Origin of the sequence: Streptomyces sp. NPDC020192, from assembly GCF_044388685.1 — a bacterium.
Classification (GTDB): Bacteria; Actinomycetota; Actinomycetes; order Streptomycetales; family Streptomycetaceae; genus Streptomyces.
On sequence record NZ_JBIRXG010000002.1, the window covers coordinates 479,496 to 495,050 of the forward strand.

At 72.7% G+C, this 15,555-nt stretch carries 15 protein-coding genes and 1 pseudogene; 6 read left to right on the forward strand and 10 right to left on the reverse strand.

Annotation, left to right across the window (positions count from 1 at the left end; all coding sequences use genetic code 11):
* Nucleotides 1–55: 55 nt before the first annotated feature.
* A complete protein-coding gene (locus ACH47Z_RS06735; RefSeq protein WP_399071391.1) occupies nucleotides 56–928 on the reverse strand; it encodes a universal stress protein in 873 nt (290 codons plus the stop codon).
* Nucleotides 929–1,101: 173 nt separating this feature from the next.
* Nucleotides 1,102–2,022 (reverse strand): DUF1918 domain-containing protein, encoded by a 921-nt coding sequence (locus ACH47Z_RS06740; protein WP_399071229.1) that lies wholly within the window; start codon nucleotides 2,020–2,022, stop codon nucleotides 1,102–1,104.
* 134 nt (nucleotides 2,023–2,156) lie between these two features.
* Here ACH47Z_RS06740 and ACH47Z_RS06745 point away from each other — a divergent pair, with 134 nt between their 5' ends.
* Entirely contained in the window at nucleotides 2,157–3,185 is a 1,029-nt protein-coding gene (locus ACH47Z_RS06745; RefSeq protein ID WP_399071393.1) for an alcohol dehydrogenase catalytic domain-containing protein, read from the forward strand.
* Between the two features lie 61 nt (nucleotides 3,186–3,246).
* On the opposite strand, the gene acsA is transcribed toward ACH47Z_RS06745, so the two are convergent.
* Nucleotides 3,247–5,079, reverse strand: a complete 1,833-nt coding sequence (gene acsA / locus ACH47Z_RS06750) for an acetate--CoA ligase (RefSeq protein ID WP_399071231.1) — start codon at nucleotides 5,077–5,079, stop codon at nucleotides 3,247–3,249.
* A gap of 283 nt (nucleotides 5,080–5,362) precedes the next feature.
* On the opposite strand from acsA, the gene ACH47Z_RS06755 reads away from it, so the two are divergent.
* The gene (locus ACH47Z_RS06755) at nucleotides 5,363–6,229 is read left to right on the forward strand and encodes a universal stress protein (RefSeq protein WP_399071233.1); all 867 of its coding nucleotides are present in this window, start codon (nucleotides 5,363–5,365) and stop codon (nucleotides 6,227–6,229) included.
* 32 nt (nucleotides 6,230–6,261) lie between these two features.
* Here the strand turns inward: ACH47Z_RS06755 and ACH47Z_RS06760 are convergent, their stop codons facing one another.
* A complete protein-coding gene (locus tag ACH47Z_RS06760) occupies nucleotides 6,262–6,471 on the reverse strand; it encodes a hypothetical protein (RefSeq protein ID WP_399071235.1) in 210 nt (69 codons plus the stop codon).
* A 304-nt stretch (nucleotides 6,472–6,775) separates the two neighbouring features.
* Here ACH47Z_RS06760 and ACH47Z_RS06765 point away from each other — a divergent pair, with 304 nt between their 5' ends.
* Entirely contained in the window at nucleotides 6,776–7,219 is a 444-nt protein-coding gene (locus tag ACH47Z_RS06765; protein WP_399071237.1) for a universal stress protein, read from the forward strand.
* Nucleotides 7,220–7,259: 40 nt separating this feature from the next.
* Here ACH47Z_RS06765 and ACH47Z_RS06770 read toward each other — a convergent pair whose 3' ends face one another.
* The 6 genes and pseudogenes from ACH47Z_RS06770 to ACH47Z_RS06795 form a co-directional block, all read right to left on the reverse strand.
* A complete protein-coding gene (locus ACH47Z_RS06770) occupies nucleotides 7,260–7,466 on the reverse strand; it encodes a CBS domain-containing protein (protein WP_399071240.1) in 207 nt (68 codons plus the stop codon).
* An 85-nt stretch (nucleotides 7,467–7,551) separates the two neighbouring features.
* Complete coding sequence (locus tag ACH47Z_RS06775; protein ID WP_399071395.1) at nucleotides 7,552–8,430, reverse strand: universal stress protein; 879 nt, start codon at nucleotides 8,428–8,430, stop codon at nucleotides 7,552–7,554.
* A 111-nt stretch (nucleotides 8,431–8,541) separates the two neighbouring features.
* Nucleotides 8,542–9,219, reverse strand: a complete 678-nt coding sequence (locus ACH47Z_RS06780; protein ID WP_399071242.1) for a response regulator — start codon at nucleotides 9,217–9,219, stop codon at nucleotides 8,542–8,544.
* A gap of 80 nt (nucleotides 9,220–9,299) precedes the next feature.
* On the reverse strand, nucleotides 9,300–9,971 hold the full coding sequence (locus ACH47Z_RS06785; protein ID WP_399071397.1) for a CBS domain-containing protein: 672 nt from the start codon (nucleotides 9,969–9,971) through the stop codon (nucleotides 9,300–9,302).
* 105 nt (nucleotides 9,972–10,076) lie between these two features.
* Nucleotides 10,077–10,412 (reverse strand): annotated as a pseudogene (locus ACH47Z_RS06790) (sodium-independent anion transporter); the annotation flags it as partial.
* Nucleotides 10,413–10,556: 144 nt separating this feature from the next.
* Nucleotides 10,557–11,081 carry a hypothetical protein gene (locus ACH47Z_RS06795; RefSeq protein WP_399071244.1) on the reverse strand — a complete coding sequence of 175 codons (525 nt, stop codon included), beginning with the start codon at nucleotides 11,079–11,081 and terminating at the stop codon, nucleotides 10,557–10,559.
* A 182-nt stretch (nucleotides 11,082–11,263) separates the two neighbouring features.
* Here ACH47Z_RS06795 and ACH47Z_RS06800 point away from each other — a divergent pair, with 182 nt between their 5' ends.
* From ACH47Z_RS06800 to ACH47Z_RS06810, 3 genes are read left to right on the forward strand one after another with little or no spacing between them, the layout of a single operon-like run.
* Entirely contained in the window at nucleotides 11,264–12,169 is a 906-nt protein-coding gene (locus ACH47Z_RS06800; RefSeq protein WP_399071246.1) for a universal stress protein, read from the forward strand.
* Nucleotides 12,170–12,202: 33 nt separating this feature from the next.
* The gene (locus tag ACH47Z_RS06805) at nucleotides 12,203–13,078 is read left to right on the forward strand and encodes a universal stress protein (protein ID WP_399071248.1); all 876 of its coding nucleotides are present in this window, start codon (nucleotides 12,203–12,205) and stop codon (nucleotides 13,076–13,078) included.
* A 47-nt stretch (nucleotides 13,079–13,125) separates the two neighbouring features.
* On the forward strand, nucleotides 13,126–15,507 hold the full coding sequence (locus ACH47Z_RS06810) for a phosphoketolase (RefSeq protein ID WP_399071250.1): 2,382 nt from the start codon (nucleotides 13,126–13,128) through the stop codon (nucleotides 15,505–15,507).
* The last annotated feature ends 48 nt before the right edge of the window (nucleotides 15,508–15,555 follow it).

Below are 15,555 nucleotides of genomic sequence, written 5' to 3' on the forward strand. Positions count from 1 at the left end.
GCCCGCCCTTCTCTCGCCCGGAGGACCGTGCAGGCCCGGATGGCTACGGCGGGCCTCACACCGGCTGGGGGACCACGACGACCGGGCAGGTGGAGTGGTGCAGCAGGGCGTGGGCGACCCTGCCGAGCTGCAGGCCGAAGCGGCCGTGCCGACGCTGAGCGCCGACGACGATCAGGTCGGCCCGGGCCGAGGCCTCCAGCAGGACGCGGTGCGCGGGCCCCTCGACGGCCTGGCTGCGGACATCGACCCGGGGGTGCTCCCGTACGGTCTGGCGCAGGGCGTCCGCGAGGGCGGTCGTGGCACGCTCCTCGCGCAGCCGTGCGGCGTCGTCCGCGATCAGCATGTGGTCCACGGGCTCCTGTGCGGGGGTGCGCCAGGCCCGTACGGCCATCAGGGCACAGCCGCGTGCCTCGGCCTCGCGGACGGCGAACCGTACGGCGCTCGCGGCGGTCGGGTCCCCGACCCCCACCACGACCCGGTGGAAGGTCGCCTCGCGGTTGGGTTCCGCGCCACGGACCACGATGACCGGGCACACGGCACGGGCGGCCACCGCGAGGCTGACGGACCCGAGCAGCATCCCGGCGACCTCGCCGCGCCCACGTGAGCCCGTGACCAGGGCGAACGCATCGGGTCCCGCCCGCAGCAGCACGGATACGGCGTCCTCGGCCATGGTCGTGCCCGACACCTTCACCTCGGGATCGCGCAGCCGGGCCCGATCCACGCAGGACGTGATGATGTGCTCCGCCATGACCTCCGCGGCGGGGCGGTCGGTGCCGAAGGAGGGCAGCGATTCCTCGTAGATCTCCCAGAGGGAGGCATGGACCAGGTGCAGGGGGAGTCCGTGCCGTGCCGCCTCGTCCACCGCCCAGTCCACCGCCGCCAGGCTGGAGTCCGATCCGTCGACGCCCACGACCAGGGGGAGCTCCATCGCCGTCACCGCCCTCTCCGCCATGCTGCCGGGAGTCCCCCTGAATACCGTCGCACCGCGCGCGCCGCACCGCGACACGCCACCGGGCCCCGACGGGCGGGTCCCCGGCCAGGCTTCTTCCGGCAGGCCGTGCTTGCCGGTCGTGGACGGGGCGTCGAGTGACCCGTGGCCGTCTACTGATCGGCCGGAGTGATCCGGCGGCCCGTGAGGCTCGTGGGCCGGATCGACACCCACATGTCACGTTCACCGCCCGCCCAGGGCGTGGAGTGGGCCTGCCGGGAGAGTCTGCGTACGGCCTCGGGCTCCGTCACCACGCTCGCGGGGCCCACGGCGAGCACGCTCCAGCCCTGGCTCAGCGCCTCGTCCACGTGGTCGACCTCGAAAGCCACCTCCCTCTCCGCGGCCGCGGAGACCACCGAATCGGGCGCGGTCCGGAAGGCGATGGCGTCGTCGACGACCTCGTAATTGACCGGGACGACCGCCGGGCGGCCGTCGGGGGCCGTCACCGCGACGCGTCCCACACCGTGCGTGGAGAGCAGGACGCGGCATTCCTCCGCACTGAGATCCCGCAACCGGGGGCGCAGCAGCGCGTGGCCCTGGCCCGGTGGGAGATCCACGCCTCCGCCACGCAGCGCGGCGACCGTGGTGCCCAGGGCGTCGGCCAGCCTGATGAGCGTCGCCAGGGTCGGGTCGGCGGGCCGTTCCTCCAGGTATGCCAGGTAGTCGGGCGACATCCGGGCGCGGCCGGCCGCCTCCTTCCGGCTGAGCCCCCTTCTACGCCGTTCCACCCCCACGCGTCGGCCGATGTCGCCGGGGTTGACCGCCCCGACCGGCCGGGCCGCCACGGACACGGCCTCCGCCTGACCCGTGCCGGGCTGTGCCTCGGGCATGGACACGGGCCGTCCCTGTTCGAGGTGCCGGATGTGGGCGTCGGGCCCGGGGAACACGAGCGTGACGTCGTCCGTGTCCGACCAGCGCACGTCGTAGGGGGGTGTTCCGTCCTCGTGGTGGAGTCCGACGATCTCGCCGTCGCGCCGGGCGGCGCCGGTCGTCGGACTTTCGATGACGAGCTGGTCGCCGAGGTGAGCTCGCATGATCGCCGCCCTCTCCTCACAGTGGTGCTCTCTCCAACCTGCCACGCGGGACCCACTGCCGCACGGGGCGGGCCGTGTTGCCCGGATGTGCGGCGGGGGTGACCGTGGAGGTGGGGGAGCGAGGAGTGAGTACCGTGCGAGCGCTCGTCTACCACGGCCCGGCACAGACCTCCTGGGACACCGTCCCGGACCCGGTGATCGAGGAACCCGGCGACGCGATCGTACGCATCGACGCCACCACCGTCTGCGCCACCGATCTGCACATCCGGCAGGGAGACCTCCCCGAGGTGAAGCCGGGGACGGTCGTGGGCCACGAAGCCGTCGGCGAGGTCGTGGAGGTCGGTGGCGAGGTCCATCACCTGCGCCCCGGCGACCAGGTGATCGTGTCGTCCGTGTCGGCCTGCGGCGACTGCAAGGACTGCCGCGACGCCAGGTACGGGCAGTGCCGTGGCGGCGGCGGATGGATCCTGGGCAATCTCATCAACGGCACCCAGGCCGAGCTGGTGCGGGTGCCGTTCGCCGACCACTCCACCACCCGACGCCCGTCCGGACTCCCTCTCGACGACGCGGTACTGCTCGCCGAACTCCTCCCGACCGCCTACGAGGTCGGGGTCCGCAACGGTCATGTGTGCCCGGGAGACACCGTCGTCGTGGTGGGCGCGGGACCCGTCGGGCTCGCCACGGTGCTGGTCGCGCGGCTCTACTCACCGCGCCGCGTCATCGTCGTGGACCTGGCCGGCGCCCGGCTGGAGACCGCCCTGCGGGTGGGCGCGGACGCCGCCGAGTCGCCGGGCCGGATGATCGCCGACCTGGCCGAGGGGCCGGGCGCCGACGTGGTCGTCGAGGCGTCGGGCGATCCGGACGGTTTCGTCCTGTGCACGCGTGCCATCCGTACGGGAGGACACATCGCCACCATCGGCACGCACGGCAAACCTGCGACGCTCCATCTCGAGTCCCTGTGGCGCAAGAACGTGACCATCAGCATGGGCCAGGTGGACACGTCCTCCACGCAGTGGCTGCTGGAGCTGACGAGGTGCGGACGCCTGCCCGTCTCCCGGCTCGTCACCCACACTTTCGGGCTCGACCGCATGGAGGACGCCTACGAGGTGTTCGCACACGGCACCACCACCGGAGCCCTCAAGGTCGTGCTGCACCGCGAGTGAACCCGTGCCGGCCTGGCCGTGGCCAGGAGGCGGGCCGTGGCGCGCGCGGGGTGCGGGTGGCTCATGCGGGCTGCTCCGTCCTCTGCGCGGCGGCGGTCCGCGGGGCGGAGTCCTCCAGGGTGGAGATGTCGCCCTCGGGCAGGCCCAGTTCACGGGCCCGCAACAGGCGGCGCATGATCTTGCCGCTGCGGGTGTGCGGCAGATGCGAGTCGAAGGCGATCTCACGGGGCGCCACGGCCGGGCCCAGCCGGCGCCGGGCGAAAGCCAGCAGGTCCCGCCGGGTCGTGGTGGTCGGGTCGAAGCCCGGCCGCAGCGTGACGAACGCCTTGACGATGTTTCCGGCGACCGGATCGGGCCGGCCGATGACGCCCGCCTCGGCGACCGCCGGATGTTCGATCAAGGCGCTCTCGACCTCGAACGGGCTGATGAGGTGTCCCGCCGACGTGATGGCGTCGTCGGCGCGTCCGACGAACCAGTACCAGCCGTCCGCGTCGCGCCGTACCAGGTCACCGGTGAGGTACCAGCCGTCCGCGAAGGCCGCAGCGGAGCGTGGCTCGTCGTGCAGGTAGCCGCGGAACATGGACGGCCAGCCGGGCCGGAGCGCCAGCTCACCCGCCACGCCGGGCTCCTCCAGCACGGTGACGTGCCCGCCGGTGACCTCGGCCCGGCCGTCCTCGCCGCGCCGCAGCACCGCCGCCTCCACCCCGGGCACCGGACGCCCCATCGAACCGGGACGGATCTCGCAGGCGGCGAAGTTGGCGATCATGATGGCGCCGGTCTCGGTCTGCCACCAGGTGTCGTGCACCGGCAGTCCGAGCACGTCCCGCCCCCACACCACGGCCTCGGGGTCGAGCGGTTCGTCGACCGACGCGACGAACCGCAGCGCGCTCAGGCCGAACGAGCGGGGAAGGTCGTACGGCCCGCTCCGCGGCGTCGTCCGCATCAGCATGCGCAGCGCCGTCGGCGCCGTGTACCAGACGCTCACCCGTTGCTCGGCGAGGATCCGGTACCAGCGGCGGGCGTCGTAGTCACCCTCGTCGACCACGACCGTCACACCGTGCAGGAGCGGCGCGATGATCCCGTACGACATCCCGGTGACCCAGCCCGGGTCCGCGGTGCACCAGAACACGTCGTCCGGGTGGAGGTCCAGGGCGTACAACGCCGTCACGTAGTGGGCCACGGCCGCCTCGTGCACGTGCACCGCGCCCTTGGGGATGCCCGTCGTGCCGCTCGTGAAGTGCAGCAGGGCCATGTCGTGGGGCGACGTCGGCGGGATGGTGAAGGTGTCGGCCGCGCCGGCCATCAGTGCGGAGAAGGACACGGTTCCGGGCAGCTGGTCCGCGCCCTCGCCGACGATCAGCACATGGCGTATGCCGGCGAGTCTGCCGCGCAGCCCGGCGACCTTCCTGCGGTACAGCTCGGCCGTGGTGACCAGGACCTGCGCATCGCTCAGCGTGACCCGATGGAAGACCGGATCCGGCCCGAAGGCGCAGAACAGCGGACACAGGACACTGGTGTTCTTCAGGGTGCCGAGGACCACGGTGTACAGCTCGGGGCACCGGCCCAGCAGCGTCACCACCCGGTCGCCGTGACCGATCCCGAGACCGCGGAGCACGTTCGCGAACCGTGCCGTCGAACGGGCCAGGTCGCCGTAGGTCACACAGGTGACGGAGTCGTCCCGCCCGACACAGCGCAGCGCGACCGCCGAGGCGCGCGCCGATGCCGCGTGCCGGTCCACGGCCTCGTGCGCGATGTTCAGCCCCCGCCCGCCGGGCAGGCCCTGCAGCCTGGAGCGTGCCCGGGACCACGAGAAGTCCGCACACTCCTCGTCGTAGTCGCGCAGATTCGGGGCGATCCGAAGACTGGTGTCCTTCCGGATGGTCTCCCACGGCATGCCGGCCCCCTCCTTCCTCCGGGGCTGCTACGACCGTCCCCCAGGCCCGCCCCTGCCCGCACTGGGTCGAACGGCCCCCGTACCCGGCCGGGCAGCTCAGGTCGCTCCCCGGACATGCTGATCCGACGGGCGCGGCACGGGGGCACGGGCTGAAGGACCTGGCACACGGGCCGAAGCGCCCTCGCGGCTCCGGCCACGGGGTGCGACGGTAAAAGTCACCCCCCCACGGATGTCACCCTCTGTGCCGCACGGTGCGGCGGCCTCAGGAAAGGCGGTGGGAAACATGACAATCCCCCTGGTGGTGGGCGTCGACGGATCGGACTCGTGTCTGGACGCGGTCGACTGGGCCGTGGACGAGGCCGTCCGCCACGGTCTTCCGCTCAGGCTGGTGTACGGCTCCCTCTGGGAGCGCTACGAGGGCGGCCTGCCGACCGTGGGCCACGAGCGCCCCTCGGAACAGGTGATGGCGGAGCGCATCGTGGCCTCCGCGGCCGACCGCGCCGCGCGGCGCGACACCGACGTGAAGGTCACCACCGACATCCTCCCGGAGGACGCGGCGGACGCCCTCGTACGCGAGGGCGACCATGCCTTCGCCCTGGTGACGGGATCCCGGGGCCGTGGTCTGCTCAAGGGCCTGCTGCTCGGGTCGGTGGGCCTGGCCGTGGCGGCCCGCGCGCGCTGCCCGGTGGTCGTGGTGCGGGGTGACCGGGCGGGCCTGGCGGGGACGCACGAGCGGATCCTGCTCGGCCTGGGAGACGCCGGGACGAGCGCGGAGGCCGTGCGGTTCGCCTTCCGGGAGGCCGAGGTGCGCGACTGCGTCCTGGACGTGGTGCGTGCCTGGCGCAGGCCCGCCTACGACAGGAGCGGCGATCCGGCAACGGCCACCGATGCCCACGAGGAGCGTGCCTCCGCGCTGCTCGACGCACTGCTCGAAGACGCGGTCGCCGGGTATCCGCACGTCCGGACGCGCCGGGCGACCCTTGAGGGACCGGCCGGCAAGGTCCTCGTCGACCGGTCGGCGGCCGCGGACCTCGTGATCATCGGGGCCCGGCGCAGGACGGGTCACTTCGGGCTTCAGCTCGGCCGGGTGGGCCACACCCTGCTGCACCACGCCAGGTGTCCGGTCGCGGTCGTGCCCCAGCGGCACTGACCGCTTCGGCTCGGCCCCCGCGTGTCCCGCACTCAGCCGAACAGGCTGGGCACGCGGATGGTTTCGACGCGCCGCCACGTGCCGTCGGGCAGCAGCAGGCGATCGCCGCCCGCGCTGCGGGCACGTGCACGGACCGAGCCGGCCGCCGACGCGGACCGTCGCCGTGCCCGCTTCGACGACGGCAACGGGGCACCGCAGCCGGCGGGCTCGGCTCGAGGGCCGACGTGGACGCTCTCGCTCATCGTCCCTGCGCTCCTCTCACGCCTCTTCTCCCGCTCCCGAGTCGGTCGGCGACACACCCCAGCCTCGCTCCCGAGGCATCCGCACGCCTCTTGCCCCGAGTAACCGGTCGGCATCCGGTCCAACCGGCAAGCGGCCGGCGGATACGCGTGGAGCCCGGCTGTATGACGCTACGGCCGGTGACCGGCGGCACCGTCGTCATGCCGCCGGATGCCCATCTCTGGCGGTGCGGCGATGTGTCCCGCAGCGTGGAGAGCGGGGGCGGACCGGCCGGGTGGCGCACACGCGGAACGAGAGGTGGTACGCATGGACAGGGATGTCTTCGAGCGCCGGGTCGTGGTCGGTGTCGACGGGTCGCCGTCCTCGTACGAGGCCCTGCGCTGGGCCGTGCGCTACGCCGGCCTGGTCGACGGCACCGTGGACGCCATCGCGGTGTGGGAGCTGCCGGGACTGTACGGCTGGTCGGCGCCCGCCGTGGACATGGACGTCGACGAGAACGAGGCCCGGCAGGCGATGCGGCAGGAGCTGACGGACGTGCTCGGCGCGGACGCGGCCGGCTCGGTCCGGACCCATGTGGTGCACGGCAACCCCGCCGATGTCCTGCTGCGGGCCGGCGAGGGAGCCGAGGCGGTCGTCGTCGGCAGCCGGGGGAGGGGCGGGTTCGCCCGGGCCCTGCTGGGTTCGGTCAGCCAGCATGTGTCGCAGCACGCGAGCTGCCCGGTCGTGATCGTGCGGCCCACGTCGCCGTGACGTGAGGGCCCCTCGCCCGGCGCCGTCGGGCACGGCGGGGTCACTGGAAGGGCGCGGGCTCACGCGGGTCTCCTGGCCTGCGCAGGTCGGCCGGCCGCCGGAAGACGTCGAGGAACAGGTCGTCGACGGTCACCACGCCCACCACCCGGCCCGCGGCCAGGACCGGCAGCCTGCGGACGCCTGTGCGGCGGAACGTACGGTAGGCCGCCCGGAGGTCGTCGTGGGCCTTGACCGATCGACCGCACATGCCACGCGCCGGGGAACAGCAGCCGCACGCCCTCGGCGCGGGCCGCATCGTACGCGGTAGGGCCAGCGGCTGGAGTGCCGGCGGCTCACCCGGGGGACGGGACGGCGATCACGGGGCAGCGGGCGTGGTGCAGCACACCCTCGCCGACGGAGCCCAGCAGCATGCCGGTGAACCCTCCGCGCCCCCGGGTCCCCACGACCAGACCCAACGCGTGGGCCGAGGCGTCGGTGAGTACCTGCACCGGATGTCCGATGACCAGTTCGGGACGCAGGTCCACCTCGGGGAAGCGTTCGCTGCGGCCCGCCACGATCTCGGACAGCAGCCGCCGGGCCTCCTGCCGCGGCCCGTACTCGTCGAAGATCCTCAGCGGCCCGGCCTCCCAGACGAACAGGGCCCGCAGTTCGGCGCCGCGCAGGGCCGCCTCCTCGAACGCCACGTCGACCGCGGCGGCCGAGTGCGCGCTGCCGTCGACGCCGACCACGAAGTACGCGGAGTCCTGAGTGGTGTGTTCCGGCTCGGGCACGACGACCAGGGGGCAGCACGTGTGGGTCATGACCGGCAGGGCGACCGACGTGGAGCCGAACTGTTCCCGCGTCCCGCTCAGATGCCGTGACCCCAGCACCACGGCGGTGGCGTCCCGGCTCTGCTCGCGCAGCACCCACACCGGGTCGCCCTCCGCGAGCAGGGCGTCCACCTCGAGCTGCGGGTGCCTGGCCATGACGAAGTCCGCGGCTCCCTCCAGCACCTGCCTGCCGGCCTTGTGCAGCGCCTCGTTCCACTCCTCCCAGGACGGTGGGACCTCGCGTCCCCGATAGCCCCTGGTCGGCACGCCCTCGACATGGACCACACGCAACGGCAGCCGACGGCGGGCGGCCTCGTCGGCAGCCCAGGCCAGCGCGGTGCGCCGGGCCGGATCGGGATCGACACCCGCGACGATCGGCCGAGGGTCACCGGGCCGGGACATGGTTGCCATCACCCTCGCCTCCTCCCTGCGGTGGCGACGAGTCTGCCGTACCACATCGCAGCCACCCTGCGCCTGACCTACGGCGCCGCGCCGTCGCTGTACATCAGCGCCTCAGTCCTGCGGCTCCAGGTGGGACGCGAGAACCGCCGCCTGCACCCGGCGCTGGACACCGAGCTTGGACAGCATCCGCGAGATGTGGTTCTTCACGGTCTTCTCCGACAGGTACAGCTTCTTGCCGATCTCCCGGTTGGTCAGACCGTCGCCGATCAGGGCGAGGATGTCGCGCTCCCGGGGCGACAGGCCCGCGAGCTCCGGCGGCACCGAGGGGGTCACGGCCGGATCCCGCAGGGAGTGCATCAGGCGCGCCGTGGTCGCGGGGTCCAGCATCGACTGACCCGAGGCCACGGTGCGGACTGCCGAGACCAGATCGGAGCCCTTGATCTGCTTCAGGACATAGCCGGACGCTCCGGCCATGATCGCGTCCAGCAGGGCTTCCTCGTCGTCGAAGGACGTCAGCATCAGGCACGCCAGCTCCGGCATCCGGTCGCGCAGCTCCCGGCAGACCGTGATCCCGTCGCCGTCGGGCAGCCGGACGTCCAGTACGGCGACGTCCGGGCGCAGCGCCGGACCCCGGCTGAGCGCGTGCTCGGCGGTGTCCGCGTCGCCGACGACCTGGATGTCCGGTTCGGCGTCGAGCAGATCGGTCAGTCCGCGTCGTACGACCTCGTGGTCGTCCAGCAGGAAGACGCGGATCGGGTCCTGCTCGGTGAAGGTGCGTGTGTCGGTCATGACGACCTCTCGTTCCCCGTGTCCGGACAGACTGCGGGCTGTCCACGAGGATGATCATCCACCCGTCCGCGCCATACGGACTAGGGCCGACCGGCCCCACTTACCCCGTGGTCGCGCACGAGGTCGAACCGCACGTCCACCACCCCTTCCACGGCCCGCACCAGGCGCGCGGCCACCGGGACCAGGGCGCTGTCGGGGACATGGCCCGTCAGTGTGACGACGCCGTCCTCCACCTCCACCTGGACGGTCGCGGACGACAGCGGGAAGAGATACGACACGATCTCGCGCCGGACCTCCTCGGCGATGTCCTCGTCACCACGCAGGAACACCCTGAGCAGGTCGCCACGGCTGACGATCCCCTGGAGCAGCCCGGTCTCGTCGACGACGGGCAGCCGTTTGACCCCGCCCCGCGCCATGAGCCGTGCGGCCTCGGCGATGGTCGCGTTCGCCCGGACGGTGAGGGCGGGGGACGACATCAGGTCGCCCGCGGTCATCCCCTCGGCCTTCGCCACGTCGGCCGGCCGGCGCAGCTGGAGGTAGGCCGCGCCGGGGTCGTCCCGCAGTTCCTCCTTGGGCAGCAGGTCGGCCTCGGAGACCACACCGATCACCCGGCCCTCGCCCTCGATCACCGGGAGGGCGCTGACCCGCCAGTCCTGCATCAGCTGCACGATCTCCTTGAAGGCGGCCCGCCGGCCGATGGCAGCGACGGTCTGGGTCATGACATCGCTGACGATGTGCGGGGTGCCGTACATGGTGAACTCCGTGAGATCCGCGTAGGTCCTGCCCTTACCAGCCTGTGCCGGTGCGGCAGAGGTGACCAGGGGCCACCCGGCCCCCGGACGGGCCGTCGGCCAGTGGTCGCGGCACCGGGCCCGGTACGCCGCCACCGCCGTCGGCAGGGCGGGGAAGATCCGCTCGGCGCCGCCGGACTCCGCGAGGCCGTACGCCCGAAGGTCGTCCGCAGGTCCCGCTTGACCCGGGCGAGGGCGAACACGATGCCGCGGGCCGTGAGTTCCCGGCGCAGGTCGTCCACGGCGTCGAGGGCGGTGATGTCCTCCACGTTCGCCCCGGTGTTCAGCACGAACCAGCGCACCGGTTCGCTCTGCCCGGTGACGGCGGCCAGCGCCCGGCAGCCCTGGGATCGTGCGGGCCTGCGGACAGTCGTCGACGTCGTGCATGACCTGCGGCACGAGACAGGCGGCGACCGTCACGCCCGCGACCGGATCCCCCCCCCGCAGCGAGGAGCGCCGGGAAGCGAGCAGGGGAGCGAGCCCGGGCAGCGAGAGCCGTCTCCCGGTACCCGCCCGCCCGTGCCTTCGACCATGCGCCGTCCTCCGTCAGTGGTGGACGGCTGACTTGGCGGCGACGATGATCAGGCCGAACAGGAGGTTCACCAGGCCGGAGACCGCCACGAGGCGGCGGGAGGCACCGGCTCGCACGGCGGCGACGGACGCCCATACGACCTGCTCCCCCAAGGCGACACCCAGGGCGAACCAGATCGTTCCGGGGAGTCCCAGTCCGAGCAGAGGACTGATCGCCACCGCCGCGGCCGGCGGAACGGCGGCCTGGACCATCGGCCACTCGTCGGCGGCCACCCTGCGTACTTCGCTCCATGTCAGGAGCTGTCCGTGTATCCGCTCGCCGGCCAGCCGGGAGTAGACGTGCGCGGCCCAGAACACGACGCCGGTGACGAGGAGGAGCAGTACGAGTCCGAGGCGGGGGAAGGGCCCGCCGAACGCTCCGGCGCCCGCCACCACGGAAGCGGCCAGGAGCGCACCGTAGAGCGCACCCGCGTAGTCGATCCGTGGCCGGTCCGGACGGCGTTGTGCGGTGCCGCCGCTCCGGGAGAGGTCCCGTGGCACCTCTCCAGGATTGCCGGGACCACCGGGCGGCGCACGACGAAGCAGGCCTACAGCAGTTGGCAGGGTGGAAAAGCTCTGCCTCACCGGGGCCGTTCGGCCCCGGTGAGGGACCTGCGGCCTCTGACCGCGCGGCCGTGGCGTCACCACGCTGGTATCGGATCCCTCGTCCCGGGAGGTGGACCGTGACCCGCGCCATCACCGTAGGTCTCGATGGCTCGCCCGAGAGCCGGGCCGCCGCCGAATGGGCGGCTCGTGAAGCCCACCTGAGCGGTCTGCCGCTGAAGGTCCTCCACGTCTTCGAGCCCGTGCCCGTGCCGGTGGCCCAGGCGCCGCTGCTCGGCACCGAGACCAGCCAGGACTGGGCGGAGAGGATTCCGTTCGAGGCCGCGGAGGGGCTTCGGCTGCGCCACCCGGGTGTCGAGGTGATCACCGACCGGGTCACCGGCGAACCGTCCCTGGCCCTGGCCGAGGCGGCGGACGCCGCGGAGATGCTGGTGCTGGGCTCGCGCGGCTTCGGCGGGATCGGCGGGTTCATGGTCGGCTCGGTCAGCCTGTCCGTCATCGCCCACACCGCCCATCCGGTGGTGCTGGTGCGGGCCGGAGAGCAGGCCGCCGACGAACACCGGACGGACCCCGCGGGCATCCCGTCGGCCGCGACCCCGTTCCGGCCCGTCGTCGTCGGCCTCGACACCGACGACGTCGACGACACGCTCATGGAGTTCGCCTTCGACGCCGCCGCGCGCCGCGGCGCGTCCCTGAGGATCGTGCATGGCTGGCCGGAGCCGCCCACCGCCGTCTACCGCTTCTACGGCGACGCGGAACTCTACGGCACGCTCGCACGCAAGCAGGCGACCGTCCTGAGCGAGGCGGTGCGTCCCTGGCGGCAGAAGTTCCCGAACGTCGACGTGATCGAGGCGAGCCGCTGCGGAAGTGCCGCGCAGGTCCTCGTCAACGCCGCTCGCGACGCCTCCCTGGCCGTGGTCGGCCGGCGCATCCGGACCAGCCCGCTCGGTGCCCACATCGGTCACGTCACCCACGCCGTACTGCACCACGTCGTCGCGCCCGTCGCCGTGGTCGCCCACGGCTGACCGGCGGCGAGGAGAAGGACGAGGAGAAGAAGCATGACGGACCTCCCGATCGTCGTCGGCGTGGACGGCTCGGAGCCGAGCCTGCGGGCCGTGGACTGGGCGGCGGACGAGGCCGGCCTGCGCGGGGCGCCGCTCCGGCTGGTGTACGCCTCGCTCTGGGACCGTTACGAAGGCGCCCTGATCGCGCAGGAACTCGGCAAACCGGTGGAGGAGGTGATGGCCCGGGACGTCGTCGGCACCGCCCGGGAACGGGCCGAGCGCCGTCGGCCGGGCGTCGAGGTCACCACCGACGTGCTGCCCGAGGAGCCGGAGTACGGGCTCGTGCGGGAGAGCCGGACCGCCCGCGCCGTCGTCCTGGGGTGCCGGGGCCGCAGCGGGATCACCGAGGCCCTCCTCGGTTCCGTCGGTGTCACCGTCGCCGGGCACGCGCACTGCCCGGTGATCGTGCTGCGCGGCAGCCACGACAACCAGGCCCGCACCGGGACCCGGGGCCGGATCGTCCTCGGCGTCGCGGAGAAGCCCGCGGGTACGGCCGCCGTACGGTTCGCGACCGAGGAGGCCGTGCTGCGCGGGGTGCCGCTGGAGGCCGTACGGGCCTGGCGTCGCCCCGCGCACGCGGCTCCCGGCCATCCCCTGCTCGCCGGCGAGCCGGCGCACCTCCACGAGCAGGAGGCCGCCGTGGCGGCGGAGGAAGCCCTGCGGGACGCACCGGGCGGCCTTGAAGTGCACTGCCGCACGGTCGAGGGCCATGCCCGCGACGCCCTCATCGCCGCGTCCTGCGAGGCCGACCTGCTCGTCGTCGGCGCCCGGCGCCGGCACGGCCACTTCGGACTCCAGCTCGGCCGTGTCGCCCACGGCGTACTGCACCACGCGGCGTGCCCGGTGGCCGTCGTACCCGAACTTTCCTGACACAACCGGCAAACTGACCGACGACGGACGACGAATCCGAGGTTCCCATGCCCGAGGCTGCCCAGCAGGACACCGCCGAGTTCACCGACGACGAATTGCGCACCCTGGACGCGCACTGGCGTGCCGCCAACTACCTCGCGGCAGGCCAGATCTATCTCATGGCCAACCCGCTGCTGCGCGAACCGCTCAGGACCGAGCACATCAAGCCGAGGCTGCTCGGCCACTGGGGCACCTCGCCCGGGCTGAACCTCGTGTACACCCACCTCAACCGCGTCATCAAGGCACGCGGACTCGACGCCCTGTGCGTATGGGGCCCGGGCCACGGGGGACCGGCCGTCCTCGCGGGGTCCTGGCTGGAGGGCAGCTACAGCGAGACCTACCCGGACGTGTCCCGGGACGCGGCCGGCATGGAGCGGCTGTTCCGGCAGTTCTCCTTCCCCGGCGGGGTGCCCAGCCATGTGGCGCCCGAGACCCCGGGATCGATCCACGAGGGCGGCGAACTCGGCTACTCCCTCGCACACGCCTACGGCGCGGCCTTCGACAACCCCGACCTGGTCGTGGCCTGTGTGATCGGCGACGGTGAGGCGGAGACCGGGCCGCTGGCCGCGTCCTGGCACGCGAACAAGTTCCTCGACCCGGTGCACGACGGCGCCGTCCTGCCGATCCTGCACCTCAACGGATACAAGATCGCCAACCCGACCGTGCTGTCCCGGATCCCGGAGGAGGAACTGGACGCGCTGCTGCGCGGATACGGCCACGAACCCCTCCACGTCACCGGCGACGACCCGGCCGCCGTACATCGATCCCTGGCCAGGGCCTTCGACCAGGCGCTGGACCGCATCGCCCTGATGCAGCGCACCGCACGCGAGGAGGGGGGCGACGAGCGGGCGCGCTGGCCGGTCATCGTGCTGCGCACGCCGAAGGGCTGGACCGGCCCCGCCGAGGTCGACGGCGAACCCGTCGAGGGCACCTGGCGCGCCCACCAGGTCCCGCTGTCCGCCGTCCGGGAAAACCCCGACCATCTACGGCAGTTGGAGCGGTGGCTGCGCTCGTACCGGCCCGAGGAGCTGTTCGACGCCGACGGCCGTCCGGTCGCCGACGTCCTCGCCTGTGTCCCCGAGGGGCCGAGGCGACTCGGGGCCACCCCGCACGCCAACGGCGGCCTCCTCGTCCGGGAGCTGCCCCTTGCGCCCCTCGACGGCATCGCCGTGCCCGTCGACAAGCCCGGTACGAGCCTGCACGAACCCACCCGGGTTCTCGGCACGTTCCTCGAACACGTCATGAACGACACACGGCTGCGCCGGGACTTCCGGCTCGTCGGCCCGGACGAGACCGCCTCCAACCGGCTCCAGGCCGTCTTCGACGCCAGCGGAAAGGCCTGGCAGGCCGGGATGCTGCCGGTCGACGAACACCTGGACCGGCACGGCCGGGTGCTGGAGATCCTCTCCGAACACCTCTGCCAGGGCTGGCTGGAGGGCTATCTGCTCACCGGCCGACACGGGCTGTTCTCCTGCTACGAGGCGTTCGTGCACATCGTGGACTCGATGGTCAACCAGCACATCAAGTGGCTGAAGACCGCGCGCGAGCTGCCCTGGCGGGCTCCGATCCCCTCCCTCAACTACCTGCTGACCTCGCACGTGTGGCGCCAGGACCACAACGGCTTCTCCCACCAGGACCCCGGGTTCGTGGACCACGTCCTCAACAAGAGCCCCGAGGTCGTCCGCGTCTATCTGCCGCCGGACGCCAACACCCTCCTGTCCGTCACCGACCACGTCCTGCGCAGCCGCGACTACGTCAACGTGATCGTGGCGGGCAAACAGCCCTGCTACGACTGGCTGACCATCGACCAGGCCCGTGTGCACTGCGCGCGCGGAGCCGGGATCTGGGAATGGGCCGGCACCGAGAACGGCGGCGCACCGGACGTCGTGCTGGCCTGCGCGGGGGACGTTCCCACGCAGGAGGTGCTGGCGGCAGCGCAGTTGCTGCGCCGGCATCTGCCCGCACTGGCGGTGCGCGTGGTCAACGTGGTCGACATGACCCGGCTGCTGCCGCACGAGGAACACCCGCACGGAATGACCGACTTCGAGTACGACGGCCTGTTCACTACCGACAAGCCGGTGATCTTCGCCTACCACGGTTACCCGTGGCTGATCCACCGCCTGGCCTACCGCCGCACCGGCCACAAGAACCTGCACGTACGCGGCTACAAGGAGTCGGGCACCACGACCACGCCGTTCGACATGGTCGTACGCAACGACCTCGACCGGTACCGGCTCGTCATGGACGTCATCGACCGCGTCCCCGGCCTCGCCGTCCGCTCGGCCGCCGTACGCCAGGCCATGGCCGACGCCCGCACCCGCCACCACGCGTGGATCCGCGCCCACGGCACCGACCTGCCCGAGGTCGCCGAATGGAGCTGGAACGGCTGAGCGTTCCCGCCGCAGGCCGGCCGAACTCGACCGTGACCTGCGGCGGGC

Bases quoted from the DNA above. Each gene is read 5' to 3' on its own strand.
- ACH47Z_RS06760 (WP_399071235.1), bottom strand. From the start codon at position 6,471: ATGAGCGAGAGCGTCCACGTCGGCCCTCGAGCCGAGCCCGCCGGCTGC.
- acsA (WP_399071231.1), bottom strand. From the start codon at position 5,079: ATGCCGTGGGAGACCATCCGGAAGGACACCAGTCTTCGGATCGCCCCG.
- ACH47Z_RS06810 (WP_399071250.1), top strand. From the start codon at position 13,126: ATGCCCGAGGCTGCCCAGCAGGACACCGCCGAGTTCACCGACGACGAA.
- ACH47Z_RS06805 (WP_399071248.1), top strand. From the start codon at position 12,203: ATGACGGACCTCCCGATCGTCGTCGGCGTGGACGGCTCGGAGCCGAGC.
- ACH47Z_RS06740 (WP_399071229.1), bottom strand. From the start codon at position 2,022: ATGCGAGCTCACCTCGGCGACCAGCTCGTCATCGAAAGTCCGACGACC.
- ACH47Z_RS06775 (WP_399071395.1), bottom strand. From the start codon at position 8,430: ATGTCCCGGCCCGGTGACCCTCGGCCGATCGTCGCGGGTGTCGATCCC.
- ACH47Z_RS06755 (WP_399071233.1), top strand. From the start codon at position 5,363: ATGACAATCCCCCTGGTGGTGGGCGTCGACGGATCGGACTCGTGTCTG.
- ACH47Z_RS06780 (WP_399071242.1), bottom strand. From the start codon at position 9,219: ATGACCGACACACGCACCTTCACCGAGCAGGACCCGATCCGCGTCTTC.
- ACH47Z_RS06765 (WP_399071237.1), top strand. From the start codon at position 6,776: ATGGACAGGGATGTCTTCGAGCGCCGGGTCGTGGTCGGTGTCGACGGG.
- ACH47Z_RS06735 (WP_399071391.1), bottom strand. From the start codon at position 928: ATGGAGCTCCCCCTGGTCGTGGGCGTCGACGGATCGGACTCCAGCCTG.
- ACH47Z_RS06785 (WP_399071397.1), bottom strand. From the start codon at position 9,971: ATGTACGGCACCCCGCACATCGTCAGCGATGTCATGACCCAGACCGTC.
- ACH47Z_RS06770 (WP_399071240.1), bottom strand. From the start codon at position 7,466: ATGTGCGGTCGATCGGTCAAGGCCCACGACGACCTCCGGGCGGCCTAC.